15 protein-coding genes and 1 riboswitch are annotated in these 14,967 nt (G+C 61.4%); of the genes, 6 read left to right on the top strand and 9 right to left on the bottom strand.

The annotated features are described in order from the left end of the window. Positions 1-3: 3 nt before the first annotated feature. Positions 4-240, bottom strand: a riboswitch (cobalamin riboswitch). A 171-nt stretch (positions 241-411) separates the two neighbouring features. Further along, positions 412-993 (top strand): hypothetical protein, encoded by a 582-nt coding sequence (locus DK261_RS30575; RefSeq protein WP_009050264.1) that lies wholly within the window; start codon positions 412-414, stop codon positions 991-993. A 72-nt stretch (positions 994-1,065) separates the two neighbouring features. Beyond that, positions 1,066-2,385, top strand: coding sequence for a sorbosone dehydrogenase family protein (locus DK261_RS30570; protein WP_016702504.1), 1,320 nt, complete (start codon positions 1,066-1,068; stop codon positions 2,383-2,385). A gap of 2 nt (positions 2,386-2,387) precedes the next feature. Here the strand turns inward: DK261_RS30570 and DK261_RS30565 are convergent, their stop codons facing one another. From DK261_RS30565 to DK261_RS30540, 6 genes are all read right to left on the bottom strand, one after another. Continuing rightward, positions 2,388-3,050: an O-methyltransferase gene (locus DK261_RS30565; RefSeq protein WP_110177288.1), complete on the bottom strand. Its 663-nt coding sequence runs from the start codon at positions 3,048-3,050 to the stop codon at positions 2,388-2,390. A gap of 25 nt (positions 3,051-3,075) precedes the next feature. Continuing rightward, positions 3,076-3,609 (bottom strand): C40 family peptidase, encoded by a 534-nt coding sequence (locus DK261_RS30560; protein ID WP_007927778.1) that lies wholly within the window; start codon positions 3,607-3,609, stop codon positions 3,076-3,078. 165 nt (positions 3,610-3,774) lie between these two features. Further along, entirely contained in the window at positions 3,775-4,395 is a 621-nt protein-coding gene (locus tag DK261_RS30555; protein ID WP_009050267.1) for a C40 family peptidase, read from the bottom strand. A gap of 214 nt (positions 4,396-4,609) precedes the next feature. Continuing rightward, entirely contained in the window at positions 4,610-5,314 is a 705-nt protein-coding gene (gene hda / locus DK261_RS30550; protein WP_007898944.1) for a DnaA regulatory inactivator Hda, read from the bottom strand. Positions 5,315-5,542: 228 nt separating this feature from the next. Further along, positions 5,543-6,616 (bottom strand): AI-2E family transporter, encoded by a 1,074-nt coding sequence (locus tag DK261_RS30545; protein ID WP_009050268.1) that lies wholly within the window; start codon positions 6,614-6,616, stop codon positions 5,543-5,545. 36 nt (positions 6,617-6,652) lie between these two features. After that, positions 6,653-7,690, bottom strand: coding sequence for a DUF2066 domain-containing protein (locus DK261_RS30540; RefSeq protein ID WP_110177287.1), 1,038 nt, complete (start codon positions 7,688-7,690; stop codon positions 6,653-6,655). Positions 7,691-8,075: 385 nt separating this feature from the next. Between DK261_RS30540 and purM the strand changes: the two genes are divergently transcribed. From purM to DK261_RS30520, 4 genes are all read left to right on the top strand, one after another. Continuing rightward, positions 8,076-9,134, top strand: a complete 1,059-nt coding sequence (gene purM, locus DK261_RS30535; RefSeq protein ID WP_038634283.1) for a phosphoribosylformylglycinamidine cyclo-ligase — start codon at positions 8,076-8,078, stop codon at positions 9,132-9,134. An 11-nt stretch (positions 9,135-9,145) separates the two neighbouring features. Then, positions 9,146-9,796, top strand: coding sequence for a phosphoribosylglycinamide formyltransferase (purN, locus tag DK261_RS30530; protein ID WP_009050271.1), 651 nt, complete (start codon positions 9,146-9,148; stop codon positions 9,794-9,796). A gap of 8 nt (positions 9,797-9,804) precedes the next feature. Next, complete coding sequence (locus DK261_RS30525; protein WP_007927772.1) at positions 9,805-10,518, top strand: DUF3108 domain-containing protein; 714 nt, start codon at positions 9,805-9,807, stop codon at positions 10,516-10,518. A 329-nt stretch (positions 10,519-10,847) separates the two neighbouring features. Further along, positions 10,848-11,036, top strand: a complete 189-nt coding sequence (locus DK261_RS30520; protein ID WP_016702508.1) for a hypothetical protein — start codon at positions 10,848-10,850, stop codon at positions 11,034-11,036. A gap of 94 nt (positions 11,037-11,130) precedes the next feature. Here DK261_RS30520 and DK261_RS30515 read toward each other — a convergent pair whose 3' ends face one another. The 3 genes from DK261_RS30515 to relA all read right to left on the bottom strand — a co-directional run bounded on the left by DK261_RS30515 (position 11,131) and on the right by relA (position 14,901). Further along, a complete protein-coding gene (locus tag DK261_RS30515) occupies positions 11,131-11,670 on the bottom strand; it encodes a DUF2058 domain-containing protein (protein ID WP_038634286.1) in 540 nt (179 codons plus the stop codon). Positions 11,671-11,697: 27 nt separating this feature from the next. Further along, complete coding sequence (gene mazG / locus DK261_RS30510; RefSeq protein ID WP_038634288.1) at positions 11,698-12,531, bottom strand: nucleoside triphosphate pyrophosphohydrolase; 834 nt, start codon at positions 12,529-12,531, stop codon at positions 11,698-11,700. 126 nt (positions 12,532-12,657) lie between these two features. Further along, a complete protein-coding gene (relA, locus tag DK261_RS30505) occupies positions 12,658-14,901 on the bottom strand; it encodes a GTP diphosphokinase (RefSeq protein WP_009050274.1) in 2,244 nt (747 codons plus the stop codon). Positions 14,902-14,967: the final 66 nt, after the last annotated feature.

The following is a 14,967-nucleotide window of genomic DNA, read 5'->3' as shown; positions in this document are numbered from 1 at the left end:
GTGATGCCGTTGGATGGATCAGGCCGGTCTCCGGGCTTGTGAGTGGCTGGGATGCCCAACTGCGCGCCTTCCCATGTCGACAGTCGACACAGTGGCATCAGGCGCAGTCTTGACTCACTTACCGTTGCGGGGGCAGCGCCGGAATCGTCGTGCGTGCGCCTTCGGCACGCGTACTCACCGGCTTCCCTGTTTCACTCTGTCGACCTGCGGCCACAGAGCACCTGAAACAAGTCGCGAAGGTTAGAGGGTTGGGGGTGGAGCGTCAATTAAAGCCGAGGCCCGGCAGATCGACGAATGGCTGCCATATCGGAAAAGTGACGCCAATCTTGTGCCACACTCAACGCAGTGATATCAAATAGCCATAATCGCGTTAAAAAACTCCAATATCTCAACAATAATAGGAAAAGTCCGATGCAAGGCATGATCATCAGCAATCCGAAACTGGAATTCCTGCGCCCTGCCCTGGAACGCTGGTTCGATTGCATCGACCGCTACAACGCCGTGCGCGGCGATAACGAAAGCCCTTACTGGTTCGACGAAAAAGCCAACCTGGGATTGCTCTCGGCGGCGGCCTGGATGGCGGAGATGGTCACCCTGGAACACACACCGAGCAAAAAACAGGTCGAGGACGGCGACCGCAGCGGCCGCACCGACCTGTACATCGCCACGCAGGAGGAGCGTGTCTATATCCAGACCACCCAGCGCTGGCCCCGGGTCAATAGCCTGCACCTGACCCAACCGCTGCTGGATGCCGCCAGCGACGCGAAAAAAGCCAGCTACCCCAGCGACCTGAAACTCGGCTGCCTGTTCGTCACGCCGCAGAAAACCCAGCACAGCGCCACCCCGGAAGAACTGCAGGACATGGTCGACGACCTGCAAAAGGAACACTGCTGCGCCGTCGCCTGGTACTTCCCCTACGCGTACCGCAAATTGCGCAACGAAGCCGGCAACTATCACCCCGGCGTTGCCGTGCTGTTCAAGGAAGCACGCTGAGCAGGTGGAACCATCGTCCATCTGTGCTTCTCTATGACTACACCGACTTCGTGCATTCATAGGGAAATCAGCATGCTCAAGCTTCGATACGCCATCCTTGTCGCCGTCGCCGCAGGCCTCGCCGCCTGTGGCGAAACTTCCACCCTCCAGGTCTCCGACGGCACCGGCCCCTCGCCGAAATTGCCCGAACCGAACAAGACCCTGTTCCCGACCGTGAACATCGCGCCCGCGATCGGCTGGCCGCAAGGCGCCAAACCGGTGGCCGCCGCCGGCACCCAGGTGGCCGCATTCGCCGAAGGCCTGGAGCATCCGCGCTGGCTGTACGTGCTACCCAATGGCGACGTACTGGTGGCAGAGACCAACGCCCCGCCCTCCCCCGATGACAGCAAAGGTTTCCGCGGCTGGATCGCCAGCAAGATCATGAGCCGTGCCGGCGCTGGCGTGCCCAGCCCGAACCGCATCACCCTGCTGCGGGACAAGGATCACGATGGCGTGGCGGAAACCCGCACGGTGTTCCTGGAAAACCTCAACTCGCCGTTCGGCATGACCCTGGTGGGCAATGACCTGTATGTCGCCGACACCGATCGCCTGCTGCGCTTCCCCTATAAGGACGGCGACACCAAGATCAACGCCCAGCCGACCAAGGTGGTCGACCTGCCTGGTGGCAAGCTGAACCACCACTGGACCAAAAACGTGATTGCCAGCAAGGACGGCAGCAAGCTGTACGTCACGGTCGGCTCCAACAGCAACGTCGGCGAAAACGGCATGGACCAGGAGGAAGGTCGCGCTGCCATCTGGGAAGTCGACCGCGCCACCGGCAAGCAACGGATTTTCGCCTCGGGCCTGCGCAACCCCAACGGCATGGCCTGGGAGCCGCAAAGTGGCCAGCTGTGGACCGCGGTCAACGAGCGCGACGAGATCGGCAGCGACCTGGTGCCGGACTACATCACCTCGGTCAAGGACGGCGCTTTCTACGGCTGGCCATTCAGCTACTACGGCCAGCATGTGGACGTGCGAGTCACTCCGCAGAACCCGGACCTGGTGGCCAAGGCCATCGCTCCGGATTATGCCGTCGGCCCTCATACTGCCTCCCTCGGCCTGGCATTCGCCGAAGGCAGCAAACTGCCCGCGCCGTTCACCCAGGGCGTGTTCATCGGCCAGCATGGCTCGTGGAACCGCAAGCCCCACAGCGGCTACAAAGTGATCTTCGTGCCCTTCGCCAATGGCAAGCCGGTGGGCCAACCGGTGGACGTCCTGACCGGCTTCCTCAGCGCCGATGAGAAAGCCATGGGTCGGCCGGTCGGCGTAGTGATCGACAAGCAAGGGGATCTGCTGGTGGCCGATGATGTCGGCAACAAGGTCTGGCGTGTGTCAGCAGCCAAGGCGCAATAGGTTCAACGCTTGCGGCACAGGGTCAAGCCATCCCCCAGGGGCAGCAGCGACAGGTCGACACGCGGGTCATCCTTCAAGGCACGATTGAGTGCCTGGATGGCTCGGGTGTCTTCGCTCTGGGGATTCTCCTCCAGCACCCGACCGCTCCACAGCGTGTTATCGAACACCGCCAGCCCGCCCACGCGCAGCAGGCGCAGGGCACTTTCCAGATAAGCCGGGTAATTGGCCTTGTCGGCGTCGATGAAGACCAGGTCGAAACCACCCTCGCCCTCCTCCTGCTCGATCTTGGCCAAGGTCTCCAGGGCCGGCGCCAGACGCAACTCGATCCGCCCGGCGACACCTGCTTCCCGCCAGTAGCGGCGCGCGGTGGCGTTGTAGTCGCCCGGGATGTCACAGCAGATCAACTGGCCATCGTCCGGCAAGGCCGCAGCCATGGACAAGGCGCTGTAGCCGGTGAAGGTCCCCACCTCCAGCACACGCCGGGCACCGATAAGCTTGACCAGCAAGGCGAGGAACTGCCCCTGTTCGGGCGCCACCTGCCAGCGCGCCATGGGCAGTGCCTGGGTTTCGTCACGCAGACGGCGCAGCAGCGGCGTTTCGCGCAGGGAAACGTCGAGGAGGTAGTGATAGAGGGCGTCGTCGAGGTTGAGGGTACGAGCGGTCATGACAACCTCGACATTGAGATAGGACCTAAGGGTTGTGCGCCAGATGCTCTGGCTGCAACACGCGCTTGGCGCTCAGGTAGGCTTTTTGCCAATAGGCCTTGGACAGGCTGTCCAGCTTCACCGTACCGCCAGTGGCCGGTGCATGGACGAAGCGGCCTTCACCGACATAGATGCCCGCGTGGCTGACCTGAGAACCGCCATTGGTGGCAAAAAATATCAGGTCGCCGGTCTGCAAGGCGTTCTTGCCGACATTCGGCGCACGCATGCCGATCATTTCGCGGGTCGAGCGCGGCAACGAGATACCGGCCGCGTCGCGATAGACGTAGCCGATCAGGCCACTGCAATCGAAACCGGAATCCGGCGTGTTGCCGCCCCAGCGATAAGGCGTGCCCACCAGGCCCAACGCACGAAACAGCACGTCTTCGGCAGCGGGCGAGAAGGTCTGGGGAGTATTGAAAACGGGAGCACGTACCACAGGCGCGGGTGGCGGGGTACGGCTGGCACACGCGCTGAGCAGCGCGGCGAGAACGATCAATGCGAGGCGGGCCGACGTCGACATATGCAGAACAATCCTGATCTGGATGCGGCTTTCTCTGCCGTGAGGCCGAAAACAAAACCGCGTAAGCAGGGCTTACGCGGTTAGTTTTCAACAATAGATCAGGATTCTAGCGTCTACGCGCCAAACTTCAAGTAAGACTTTAACTTCACCTTACAAAAAGTCCGCTTACTTGCGTGCGGTGACCACAGTCGGGGCCATTGCGAGGGCGCGTTTGGCTTCGATGAAGGTCTTGCTCCAGTAGCTGTCGCCCAGGCTGTCCACCCGCACACCACCGCTGCGGCGGCTGCTGGAATGGATGAACTGGTCATCGCCCAGGTAGATGCCAGCGTGGCTTACGCGACCGCGGCGGCCATTGGTGGCGAAGAACAACAGGTCGCCCGGCTGCAGCTTGTTACGCGCAACCAGCGGAGCGTCAACGTTGATCATTTCACGGGTGGAGCGCGGCAGATTCATGCCGGCTTCTTCACGGAACAGGTAGCCGATGAAACCGCTGCAATCGAAACCGGCTTCAGAGGTACCGCCGAAACGGTAACGGGTACCGATCAGGGACATGCCACGCTCGAGGATACTGTCGGCCAAGACTGGCAGCTGGTAAGGCTTGCTGTCAGCGAACTCGGCGAGTTCTTTTTCGGTTGCCAGCTCTTCCTGGAAAATAGCGGAAGACTGGGCTTTTGAAGAGTTTTGAGCCTGTTGCTGCTCTTGTTGGCTCACCGGAGAGTGGGTGGCGCAACCAAACAACAGGGTGACGAGTGCAAGAGGCACGAGGGGTGCGAAGCGCTTCAGCATGGGCACGACCGTGGCTTAAAGTTATAAAGAAGCCGCGACTATGCCTTCTATCGCTCTAATTTGCAAATTCAATCGATTGAAATGTGACTTATCGGTTTCTACTCAACATCTAAGGCCTTAAGCCCAATTTAAACGCACGCGCCTCTGGAAACGCTTCCGGATGCGGGTTTTCTGGCGCCTGAAATATACCAAAAAGCCACTACCGCCCGCGGTTTTACCAGCCCAGGGTTTCCTTGAGGAAGGGAATGGTGAGCTTGCGCTGAGCCTGCAAGGACGCCTGATCGAGGCGCTCCAGCAGTTCGAACAAGGCGCTCATGCTGCGGGTGCCGCGGGTCAGGATAAAGTGCCCGACTTCGTCGGTCAGGTGCAGCCCGCGACGCGAGGCGCGCAATTGCAATGCACGCAATTTGTCTTCGTCAGAGAGCGGGCGCATCTGGAAGATCAGCGCCAGGGTCAGGCGGGATTTGAGGTCCGCCAGCTTCACTGGCAACTCCCGGGGAGAGGTCGAGGCCGCGATCAACAGACGCCGGCCGCTGTCACGCAGGCGGTTGAACAGATGAAACAGCGCCTCTTCCCAGTCAGCCTTGCCCGCCACCGCTTGCAAGTCGTCCAGGCAGACCAACTCGTACTGTTCCAGGTTGTCGAGGATTTCGATGCCGCGATCCAGCAATTCCGCCAGGGGCAGATAGACCGCTGGCTCCCCCAGTTGCTCGAACCGCAGGCAGGCCGCCTGCAGCAAGTGCGTACGCCCTACCCCATCCTTGCCCCAGAGGTAGATCAGGCTTTCGGTCCAGCCGGCGTCGGCTTCGCAAAGCCGCTCGACATAGCCGAGTGCAGCGGCATTGGCGCCTGGGTAGTAGTTGATGAAGGTGGCGTCATCACGCAGACGCACACCTAGGGGCAGCTGAATCGGTTTCATGCTGACTGAACAGTTCCAAACGAACCGTTAGTGGCCTCTGTGTAAAGTTTGCAAAGTTTATACCCGTGACGCCGGGCGCACAATGCAGCAGACCACAAGCAAAATCAAAGGTTTGCGTTAGCCTGATGAAATCACGGGGGGTTCTTTGACGGTGGATGTGACAGCTGTAAAGACTCTCAGAGGCGCCCGCCTGAAACACGGGCGCCCCTAAAGCATCAACAGTAGGCGTTACTGCTCGGACTCCTCTACACCGCTATAGATGTCCGAATCCTTGTACAAGTCGTGCACATGGCGCACCAGCACCATGATCACCGCCGCCACCGGCAAGGCCAGCAGGATGCCGGTGAAACCGAACAACTCGCCCCCCGCGAGAATCGCGAAGATCACCGCCACCGGGTGCAGGCCGATCCGATCCCCCACCAGCAAGGGGGTCAGCACCATGCCCTCCAGAGCCTGGCCAACCATGAACACCGCCACGATGCCGATCATCGGGTACAGGTCGCCGCCGAACTGGAACAATCCGGCAATCAGCGCTGCGCCGATGCCGATGACAAAGCCCATGTACGGCACAATCGCCGCCAGACCGGCAATCAGGCCGATCAACAGGCCCAGCTCAAGCCCGACCAGCATCAAGCCGGCGGCATAGATCATTCCCAGAGCGACCATCACCAGCAGCTGACCACGGACGAACGCCCCCAGCACCTCATGGCATTCCCCGGCCAGCGCCACCACCCGCTCCTCGCGATCACGAGGCAACAGGCTGCGGATCTTCGCCATCATCAGGTCCCAGTCGCGCAGCAGGTAAAAGCTGACCACCGGAATCAGCACCAGGTTGGCCAGCCAGCCGATCAACGCCAGGCTGGAGGCCGTTGCCTGGCTCAGGACCACGCCGACGATATCGGTGGTCTGCCCCATGTGTTCGCTGATCGCCGCCTTGACCTTGTCGAACTTCCAGAAACCGTCGGACAAGCCCAACTTGGACTGCGCCCAGGGCATCGCCGTATGCTGCAACCAGTCGAGCATCTGCGGCGCCAGCTCGTACAGGCGCAGCAGCTGCTTGGCGAGCATAGGCACCAACACCAACAACAACGCCATGACGATCAGGGTGAACAGGGCAAATACCGCCACCACGCCCCAGGTGCGCGACAAGCCGAGCTTTTCCAGGCGGTCCACCAGCGGATCGAACAGATAGGCCAACAGCAAGGCCACCAGGAACGGCGTCAGGATCGGATGCAACAGGTACACAAAACCACCGAGCAGGACCAACCCACCCAACCAGACCCATCGACGCGTATCAGCCATGAACCACTCCATTGCTTCTATATAAAGAAAGAAAACCTACCAGCGAAAATGCAGTTGCGCGGCCGGCGCAGGCGCAGGCGCTGGTGTCGCGCCTTCGACAACCGGCTGGACAGGCGCAGCGCCCGCTGGGACCTCCTGCAACCGAGCCAGGCTCAGCTGCGCGCGCAATTGCTCGGCACTGCCGCTGACCCGGTACACCGAGCGATCGCCATCGACGCTCTGCAAACGCCCACCGAAGGGTTCGAGCAAACGCCCCAACGCCGCATAACGTTCCAGATTCATGCCCTGCACTTCCAGCAACTGCTCGCTGGATGCGCCCGGCTTGACCACGAACCGCGGCGCCAGGCGCTGGCTGACCGCCAATAGCACGGCATCGGCCAAGGCCGGCACATCGGCGCCCTGGACGCTGCCCTGCTCCTTCTGGTCCCCCATCCACAGGCGCCATTTGGCCTGCCACTGACCGCCCTCTTCACTGGCATGCACCGCCAGCAGGGCGTCCGCGCCGTAACGCTCCGACGCAGCACGCAATGGCGCCGAATCGGAACCTTCGAGATTCGGCGCCGTGGCGACGATCTGTTCGTTCAGGTCAGCCAGCGGCAAACGCAGCGGCAAGCCGCGATGCAGGGCTGCACGGCGCAACGGCGTGGCACTGGCCTGGCCATCGCCGACCAGGCTGGAACCTTCACTGGAGTCGGTCAGCCACCAGCCGAGAATCGATGGGCGATTACTGCCCCACAGCGACAGGCCAGCCTGGCGCAACGCCCGATCGGTGCTGGCCGGATCGAAGTCGACCTGCAGGCTCTCGGGAGGACCGGCGTCGTAGCCGTACTGGCTGATGATCTGCTGCGGGTCCTTGCGGATCGCCGCCAGCCCCGGGTTCTGCAAGGCCTTGCTATCGCCGGTCAGGCGCAGCACCAGGGTTTCCAGGGCCCGCTGGGTGGCCTGATCGCGCTCGCCAGGGGACTGGCTGCCGACCGGTTCGCGGACCTGATACAGGTTATTGAGGGTTTCGGCATGACTCGCCAGGCTGACCAATGACAAACAGCCCATAAAAAGAAATTTGCACAAACGCATGGAGGATTCCCGACGACAAAAGGCGGCTGGAACGGACCGCATGAACAGGATTGACCCAGGCTGTGACCACAAAGCCCAGGCAAACATTCACCCGATCGATGGAAGTTTTCGTGCTGTCATAACGACAGCGAGTACAAGGCTATACCTTATACAGTCCTGAGCGACGCGATCGACACACGCAATTGCAGTTTTTTTAAGCGGATATGCCCTGCCCGTCGGCCCGAGGATGGCCGCTACACCTCAAGCCTGATAAAATCGCGCGCCTTCGCAGACCGGCAACAGCCGGGGTCGCTGAAATGATTGCGTGGCATTGCCGCCGCGACTGTTTCAATGGCCTCCCTGGACTCGGTCGATACCCCCTGAATCCCCCCTAAAGGCCTGGATCATGAGCAAGCAACCCTCCCTGAGCTACAAAGACGCCGGTGTAGACATCGACGCCGGTGAAGCATTGGTCGAACGCATCAAGAGCGTCGCCAAGCGCACTGCGCGCCCGGAAGTCATGGGCGGCCTGGGCGGTTTCGGCGCCCTCTGCGAAATCCCGGCCGGCTACAAGCAGCCGGTACTGGTCTCCGGCACCGACGGCGTGGGCACCAAGCTACGCCTGGCACTGAACCTGAACAAGCACGACAGCATCGGCCAGGACCTGGTCGCCATGTGCGTCAACGACCTGGTGGTCTGCGGTGCCGAGCCGCTGTTCTTCCTCGACTACTACGCCACCGGCAAACTGAACGTCGACGTCGCCGCCACCGTGGTTACCGGCATCGGTGCCGGCTGCGAACTGGCTGGCTGCTCCCTGGTTGGCGGTGAAACCGCTGAAATGCCAGGCATGTACGAAGGCGAAGACTACGACCTGGCCGGCTTCTGCGTCGGCGTGGTGGAAAAAGCCGAAATCATCGACGGCTCCAAGGTTGCCACCGGCGACGCCCTGCTGGCCCTACCGTCTTCCGGTCCGCACTCCAACGGCTACTCGCTGATCCGCAAGATCATCGAAGTCTCCGGCGCCGACATCGAAACCGTCCAGCTCGACGGCAAGCCGCTGACCGAACTGCTGATGGCCCCGACCCGCATCTACGTCAAGCCACTGCTCAAGCTGATCAAGGACACTGGCGCAGTCAAAGCCATGGCCCACATCACTGGCGGCGGCCTGCTGGACAACATCCCACGCGTTCTGCCAAAAGGCGCCCAGGCCGTGGTCGACGTGGCCAGCTGGCAGCGTCCGGCGGTATTCGACTGGCTGCAAGAGAAGGGCAATGTCGAAGAACACGAAATGCACCGCGTGCTGAACTGCGGCGTGGGCATGGTGATCTGCGTGGCTCAGGAGCACGTTGAAACTGCCCTGAACGTCCTGCGCGAAGCCGGCGAACAGCCTTGGGTCATTGGTCAGATCGCTAGCGCCGCCGAAGGCGCTGCCCAGGTCGAGCTGAAAAACCTCAAGGCACATTGATGCAAGAGCCGATGCCAGCCACCTGTGATGTAGTGGTGCTGTTGTCCGGTACCGGCAGCAACTTGCAGGCCCTGATCGACAGTACCCGGGCCGACGACAGCCCGGTACGCATCCGCGCGGTGATATCCAACCGCGCCGATGCCTACGGCCTGCAACGCGCCCAGGATGCGGGTATCGATACCCGCGCCCTCGATCACAAGGCATTCGAAGGTCGCGAGGCCTTCGATGCCGCACTGATCGAACTGATCGACGCCTTCCAGCCCAAGCTCGTGGTGCTTGCCGGATTCATGCGCATTCTCAGCGCGGATTTCGTTCGGCACTACCAGGGTCGCCTGCTCAATATCCATCCTTCGCTGCTACCCAAATACAAAGGGTTACACACTCATCAGCGAGCGCTGGAGGCCGGAGACACCGAGCACGGCTGCAGCGTGCACTTTGTGACAGAGGAACTCGATGGCGGACCACTGGTCGTACAGGCAGTGATCCCGGTAGAGTTGCACGACTCGCCGCAAAGCCTGGCGCAGCGGGTCCACGTCCAGGAACACCGGATTTACCCGATGGCCGTACGCTGGTTTGCCGAAGGTCGACTCACACTCGGCGAACAGGGTGCTTTACTGGATGGTCAGTTACTGGCCGCCAGTGGCCACTTGATTCGTAATTAGGAGATTTTATGCGTCGCGCCCTGCTCTTCGCTTGTGCTCTGCTCGCCCTGCCTTTCGCGCAGGCTGCAGACCTTCAACCCTTCTCCGCCAGCTATACCGCCGACTGGAAACAGCTGCCGATGAGCGGTACCGCCGAACGCAGCCTGGAAAAGAAAGGCGACGGCACCTGGAAGCTGAGCTTCAAGGCTTCGATGATGATCGCCAGCCTGACTGAAGAAAGCACCCTGACGCTCGACAAGGACACCCTGCTGCCGCAGTCCTATCACTTCGAGCGCGGCGGCCTGGGCAAAGCCAAGAAGGCCGACCTGGACTTTGACTGGAACGCCAAGATGGTCACCGGCACCGATCGCGGCGATGCGGTCAAGATCCCGCTCAATCGCGGCATGGTCGACAAATCCACCTACCAGCTCGCCTTGCAGCACGATGTGGCCGCCGGCAAGAAAAGCATGAGCTATCAGGTCGTCGATGATGGCGAAGTCGACACCTACGACTTCCGTGTCCTGGGCTCGGAAAAAGTCGACACCAAGGCCGGCCAGATCGACGCGATCAAGGTCGAGCGCGTGCGCGACCCGACACAAAGCAAACGCATCACCGTCATGTGGTTCGCCAAGGACTGGGATTACCTGCTGGTTCGCCTGCAACAGGTCGAAACCGACGGCAAGGAGTACAACATCATGCTCCTGAACGGCACCGTCAACGGCAAGACCGTCAAAGGCAGCTAAGCCGCACGACAATGAAAAAGCCCCGCCGATGCGGGGCTTTTTTTCGCCTGGTGTTTCTATTTGGCCGCTCAAGCACAGCCCTCCTGGCGACCCGACAGGCTCGCTCGCCGAGCAAAAATGCCCGGCACAACAGCCGCCCAACATGAAACTTTTGTCATGAAACTCCGGCCCCTGCGACCGAATGCCACAGTTTCCGCGGCCTGCGGGACTGTTTCGAAATCTGCAAAAGATTGTTGCATTTGAAAGCAATTTACTTAGCCAGCTAACAAAATATATAACGAAGTCCTGCACACGCCTTGCTGCAGATCAATAGAGATTGGAGCTAGCAGATGACTGTAAAAGTAACTGAACGCGACGATTCACACATGTCCCATGAAGGCGTAGCCGCAGGTGTACGGATCTGGGACGTGCATCAACAAGACTTGCTGGTGGGAATGTTTCATTCCGAGAGCGATGCCCATAATTACAAGGCCGAACTGGAGAAGCTGGAGCAGAACCGCGCACCGCAAAGCTCCTGACCTCACACTGACTGCCGCGGCTGCCGCCACGCATCGGTAGCCGCTTCAGAAACAACAAACCCCGCTCATGGCGGGGTTTGTTGTTTCTGCGGGTTTACCACATCAGATCGTCAGGGATCTGGTAGGCCGCGTACGGATCGTCCTCGTCCGGCGCCTCGGTCGGCGTGTTGAGCTGAACGATGCGCCGTGGATCGCGCTCCTGGATCTTCAGCGCGGCTTCACGCGGGATGACTTCATAACCGCCGGCATGGTGCACGATGGCCAGCGAGCCGCTGCTCAGCTTGTTGCGCATCAGGGCGTTCACCGACAGGCGCTTGACCTTCTTGTCGTCGACGAAGTTGTAGTAGTCCTCGGTGGTCAGCTTTGGCAGGCGCGACACTTCGATCAGTTGCTTGATCTGCGCGGCACGGGCCTTCTGCTCGGCCTTCTCTTGCTGCTGGCGGTTGAGTTCCTGGTCGCGCTTGACCTTCTCGGCTTGCGCCTCCTGGGCCAGGCGCGCCTGGGTATCGTCCGCCTCGACCTGGCCCTTATGGACCAGGCGTTGCTGCTTCTGTTTCTCTTTGCTGACCTGCTTGGCCTGCTTTTGGTTGACCAGCCCTGCTTTGAGCAACTGGTCGCGAAGGGAAAGGCTCATTGGTGCTCACTCACTTAGGCAACAGCCTCAGCCACAGCTGGGCAAATTCTTTTCCTGACATTTGGCTTCGCCCCACAAGGCGTCCAACTCTTCGAGGGTGCAATCTTCCATGGGTCGGCGGGTATCGCGCAATGCCTGCTCGATAAATCGAAAGCGCCGCTCGAACTTGGCATTGGCGCCACGCAAGGTGGTTTCCGGATCGACCTTCAGATGCCGGGCCAGGTTGACCACGGCGAACAGCAGGTCGCCCACCTCGTCGGCGATCGCCTGCGGGTCATTCTCGGACATGGCTTCGAGCACTTCATCGAGCTCTTCGCGGATCTTGTCCACCACCGGCAAGGCGTCCGGCCAGTCAAAACCGACCTGGGCCGCGCGCTTTTGCAACTTGGCCGAACGGGACAGGGCCGGCAGCGTCGCGGGTACATCGTCGAGCAAGGACAACTGCAAAGGCTCTGCCGATTTCTCAGCGCGCTCCTCGGCCTTGATCTCTTCCCAGCGCTGCTTGACTTGTTCTTCATCCAGCCGTGGCGTATCCAGCGGCGCGTACAGGTCCCCGGTAGGGAATACATGGGGATGGCGACGGATCAGCTTGCGGGTGATGCTGTCGACCACGCCGTCGAACTCGAAACGCCCCTCCTCCCGCGCCAGCTGGCTGTAATACACCACCTGGAACAGCAGATCGCCCAGCTCGCCCTGCAAGTGCTCGAAATCGCCTCGTTCGATGGCATCGGCCACTTCGTAGGCTTCTTCCAGGGTGTGGGGGACGATGGTGGCGTAGCTCTGCTTGATATCCCAAGGGCAGCCGTACTGCGGATCCCGCAGCCGCGCCATCAGGTGCAACAGGTCTTCAAGGCTGTACATCGGTCACTCTCATTGCCAAACCATGTTTTCTGTAGGAGCGAGGCTTGCCCGCGATGGCGATTTGTCTGACATACCGCTATCGCGGGCAAACCGGATCGCCGTCCGCTCGCTCCTACGCTCCGGATTTCAAGGGGTACGGTTACGGCGGGTCTCGATGATGTTCGGCAACTGGGAAATACGCCCCAGCAACCGCCCCAACGCGTCCAGCCCCGGAATCTCGATGGTCAGGGACATCAGCGCAGTGTTGTCCTCCTTGTTCGAGCGGGTGTTGACCGCCAGCACGTTGATCCGCTCGTTGAGCAGCACCTGGGAGACGTCACGCAGCAGGCCGGAGCGGTCGTAGGCGCGAATGATGATGTCCACCGGATAGGTCTGCACCGGCACCGGGCCCCAGCTGACCTGGATGATCCGCTCCGGCTCGCGGCCGGCCAGTTGCAGCACCGAGGCGCAGTCCTGACGGTGAATGCTCACCCCGCGGCCCTGGGTGATGTAACCGACGATCGCATCCCCCGGCAGCGGCTGGCAGCAACCGGCCATCTGGGTCAGCAAGTTGCCGACGCCCTGGATCTGGATGTCGCCGCGCTTGCCCGGCTTGTAGCCGGTGGCCTTGCGCGGGATCAGCTCCAACTGTTCGTTGCCGCGTTCCGGCTCCACCAACTGCTGCGCCAGGTTGACCAGTTGCGCCAGGCGCAGGTCGCCCGCGCCCAGGGCGGCGAACATGTCCTCGGCGGTTTTCATGTTGGCCTTGTCGGCCAGCTTGTCGAAATCCACCTGCGGCAGGTCGAGGCGATTGAGTTCGCGCTCGAGCAAAGTCTTGCCCGCCGCCACGTTCTGATCGCGCGCCTGCAGCTTGAACCAGTGGACGATCTTCGCCCGTGCCCTTGAGGTGGTGACATACCCCAGGTTCGGGTTCAGCCAGTCGCGGCTCGGCGTGCCGTGCTTGCTGGTGATGATCTCGACCTGCTCGCCGGTCTGCAGGCTGTAGTTGAGCGGCACGATGCGCCCGTTGATCTTCGCGCCCCGGCAGTTGTGGCCGATCTCGGTGTGCACGCGGTAGGCGAAGTCCAGCGGCGTCGCGCCTTTCGGCAAGTCGATCGCATGGCCGTCGGGGGTGAAGATGTACACCCGGTCCGGCTCGATATCCACCCGCAGTTGCTCGGCCAGGCCGCCGATATCCCCCAGTTCCTCGTGCCACTCGAGCACCTGGCGCAGCCAGGAGATTTTCTCTTCGTAGTGGTTGGAGCCGGACTTGACGTCGGTGCCCTTGTAGCGCCAGTGGGCGCAGACCCCCAGCTCAGCCTCTTCGTGCATCGCGTGGGTACGGATCTGCACTTCCAGCACCTTGCCCTCAGGGCCGATGACCGCCGTGTGCAACGAGCGGTAACCGTTCTCCTTGGGGTTGGCGATGTAGTCGTCGAACTCTTTCGGAATGTGCCGCCACAGGGTGTGGACGATCCCCAGCGCGGTGTAGCAGTCGCGCATTTCCGGGACCAGCACGCGCACCGCGCGCACATCGTAGATCTGGCTGAACTCCAGGCCCTTGCGCTGCATTTTGCGCCAGATCGAATAGATGTGTTTGGCCCGGCCGCTGATGTCGGCGTCGACGCCGGTGGCCTGCAGTTCGTTCTGCAGCTGGTTCATCACATCGGAGATGAAGCGCTCACGATCGAGGCGCCGCTCGTGCAGCAACTTGGCGATCTGCTTGTACTGCTCAGGCTCCAGGTAACGGAAGGACAGGTCCTCCAGCTCCCACTTGATATGGCCGATACCAAGGCGATGAGCCAGCGGTGCGTAGATGTCGAAGACTTCCCGGGCGACCCGGTTGCGCTTCTCGTCGTCGGCGTTTTTCACCGCGCGAATCGCGCAGGTCCGCTCGGCCAGCTTGATCAGTGCCACACGCACGTCATCGACCATCGCCACCAGCATCTTGCGCAGGTTTTCCACCTGGGCCTGGGTGCCGAGCACGAGGGATTGGCGGGGGCTGAGGCTGGCGCTGATCGCCGCCATGCGCAGCACGCCGTCGATCAGCTTGGCCACCACCGGGCCGAAGCGCTGGCTGACGGCCGGCAGCGGGATCTGGCCTTCACGGACGCCACGGTAGAGTACCGCGGCCACCAGCGAATCCTGATCCAGCTTGAGGTCGGCAAGGATCTCCGCGATCTCGAGGCCGGTGCTGAAACTCGACATGTCTTCGCCACTGAGATTCTTCGCGGCGATGTGTTGTTGCTCTGCCTCACGAGCGAACTCGCAGGCTTCTTTCAAGGCTTCACGGTCCAGTGCCATGTCGACGCTGACCGCATGATCGAGCCACGCCTCGAGATTGATACTGCCGTCGGTGTTGATCGGCTGGTGCGCTCTCACCTGTACCATCTTGCTTTACCTTCCCTACGACGCACATTCAATGCGTCAAATCGCTGACCTTCACTGCCAGTATTT

This window comes from Pseudomonas sp. RW409 (assembly GCF_003184125.1).
In the GTDB taxonomy this organism is placed as follows: domain Bacteria; phylum Pseudomonadota; class Gammaproteobacteria; order Pseudomonadales; family Pseudomonadaceae; genus Aquipseudomonas; species Aquipseudomonas chlororaphis_I.
The sequence above is the reverse complement of the archived record's forward strand: the minus strand, read 5'-3'. Positions and strand labels throughout refer to the sequence as shown.

Coding starts and splice junctions, on each gene's coding strand:
- DK261_RS30575 (WP_009050264.1), top strand. CDS start 412: ATGCAAGGCATGATCATCAGCAATCCGAAACTGGAATTCCTGCGCCCT.
- DK261_RS30570 (WP_016702504.1), top strand. CDS start 1,066: ATGCTCAAGCTTCGATACGCCATCCTTGTCGCCGTCGCCGCAGGCCTC.
- DK261_RS30565 (WP_110177288.1), bottom strand. CDS start 3,050: ATGACCGCTCGTACCCTCAACCTCGACGACGCCCTCTATCACTACCTC.
- DK261_RS30560 (WP_007927778.1), bottom strand. CDS start 3,609: ATGTCGACGTCGGCCCGCCTCGCATTGATCGTTCTCGCCGCGCTGCTC.
- DK261_RS30555 (WP_009050267.1), bottom strand. CDS start 4,395: ATGCTGAAGCGCTTCGCACCCCTCGTGCCTCTTGCACTCGTCACCCTG.
- hda (WP_007898944.1), bottom strand. CDS start 5,314: ATGAAACCGATTCAGCTGCCCCTAGGTGTGCGTCTGCGTGATGACGCC.
- DK261_RS30545 (WP_009050268.1), bottom strand. CDS start 6,616: ATGGCTGATACGCGTCGATGGGTCTGGTTGGGTGGGTTGGTCCTGCTC.
- DK261_RS30540 (WP_110177287.1), bottom strand. CDS start 7,690: ATGCGTTTGTGCAAATTTCTTTTTATGGGCTGTTTGTCATTGGTCAGC.
- purM (WP_038634283.1), top strand. CDS start 8,076: ATGAGCAAGCAACCCTCCCTGAGCTACAAAGACGCCGGTGTAGACATC.
- purN (WP_009050271.1), top strand. CDS start 9,146: ATGCCAGCCACCTGTGATGTAGTGGTGCTGTTGTCCGGTACCGGCAGC.
- DK261_RS30525 (WP_007927772.1), top strand. CDS start 9,805: ATGCGTCGCGCCCTGCTCTTCGCTTGTGCTCTGCTCGCCCTGCCTTTC.
- DK261_RS30520 (WP_016702508.1), top strand. CDS start 10,848: ATGACTGTAAAAGTAACTGAACGCGACGATTCACACATGTCCCATGAA.
- DK261_RS30515 (WP_038634286.1), bottom strand. CDS start 11,670: ATGAGCCTTTCCCTTCGCGACCAGTTGCTCAAAGCAGGGCTGGTCAAC.
- mazG (WP_038634288.1), bottom strand. CDS start 12,531: ATGTACAGCCTTGAAGACCTGTTGCACCTGATGGCGCGGCTGCGGGAT.
- relA (WP_009050274.1), bottom strand. CDS start 14,901: ATGGTACAGGTGAGAGCGCACCAGCCGATCAACACCGACGGCAGTATC.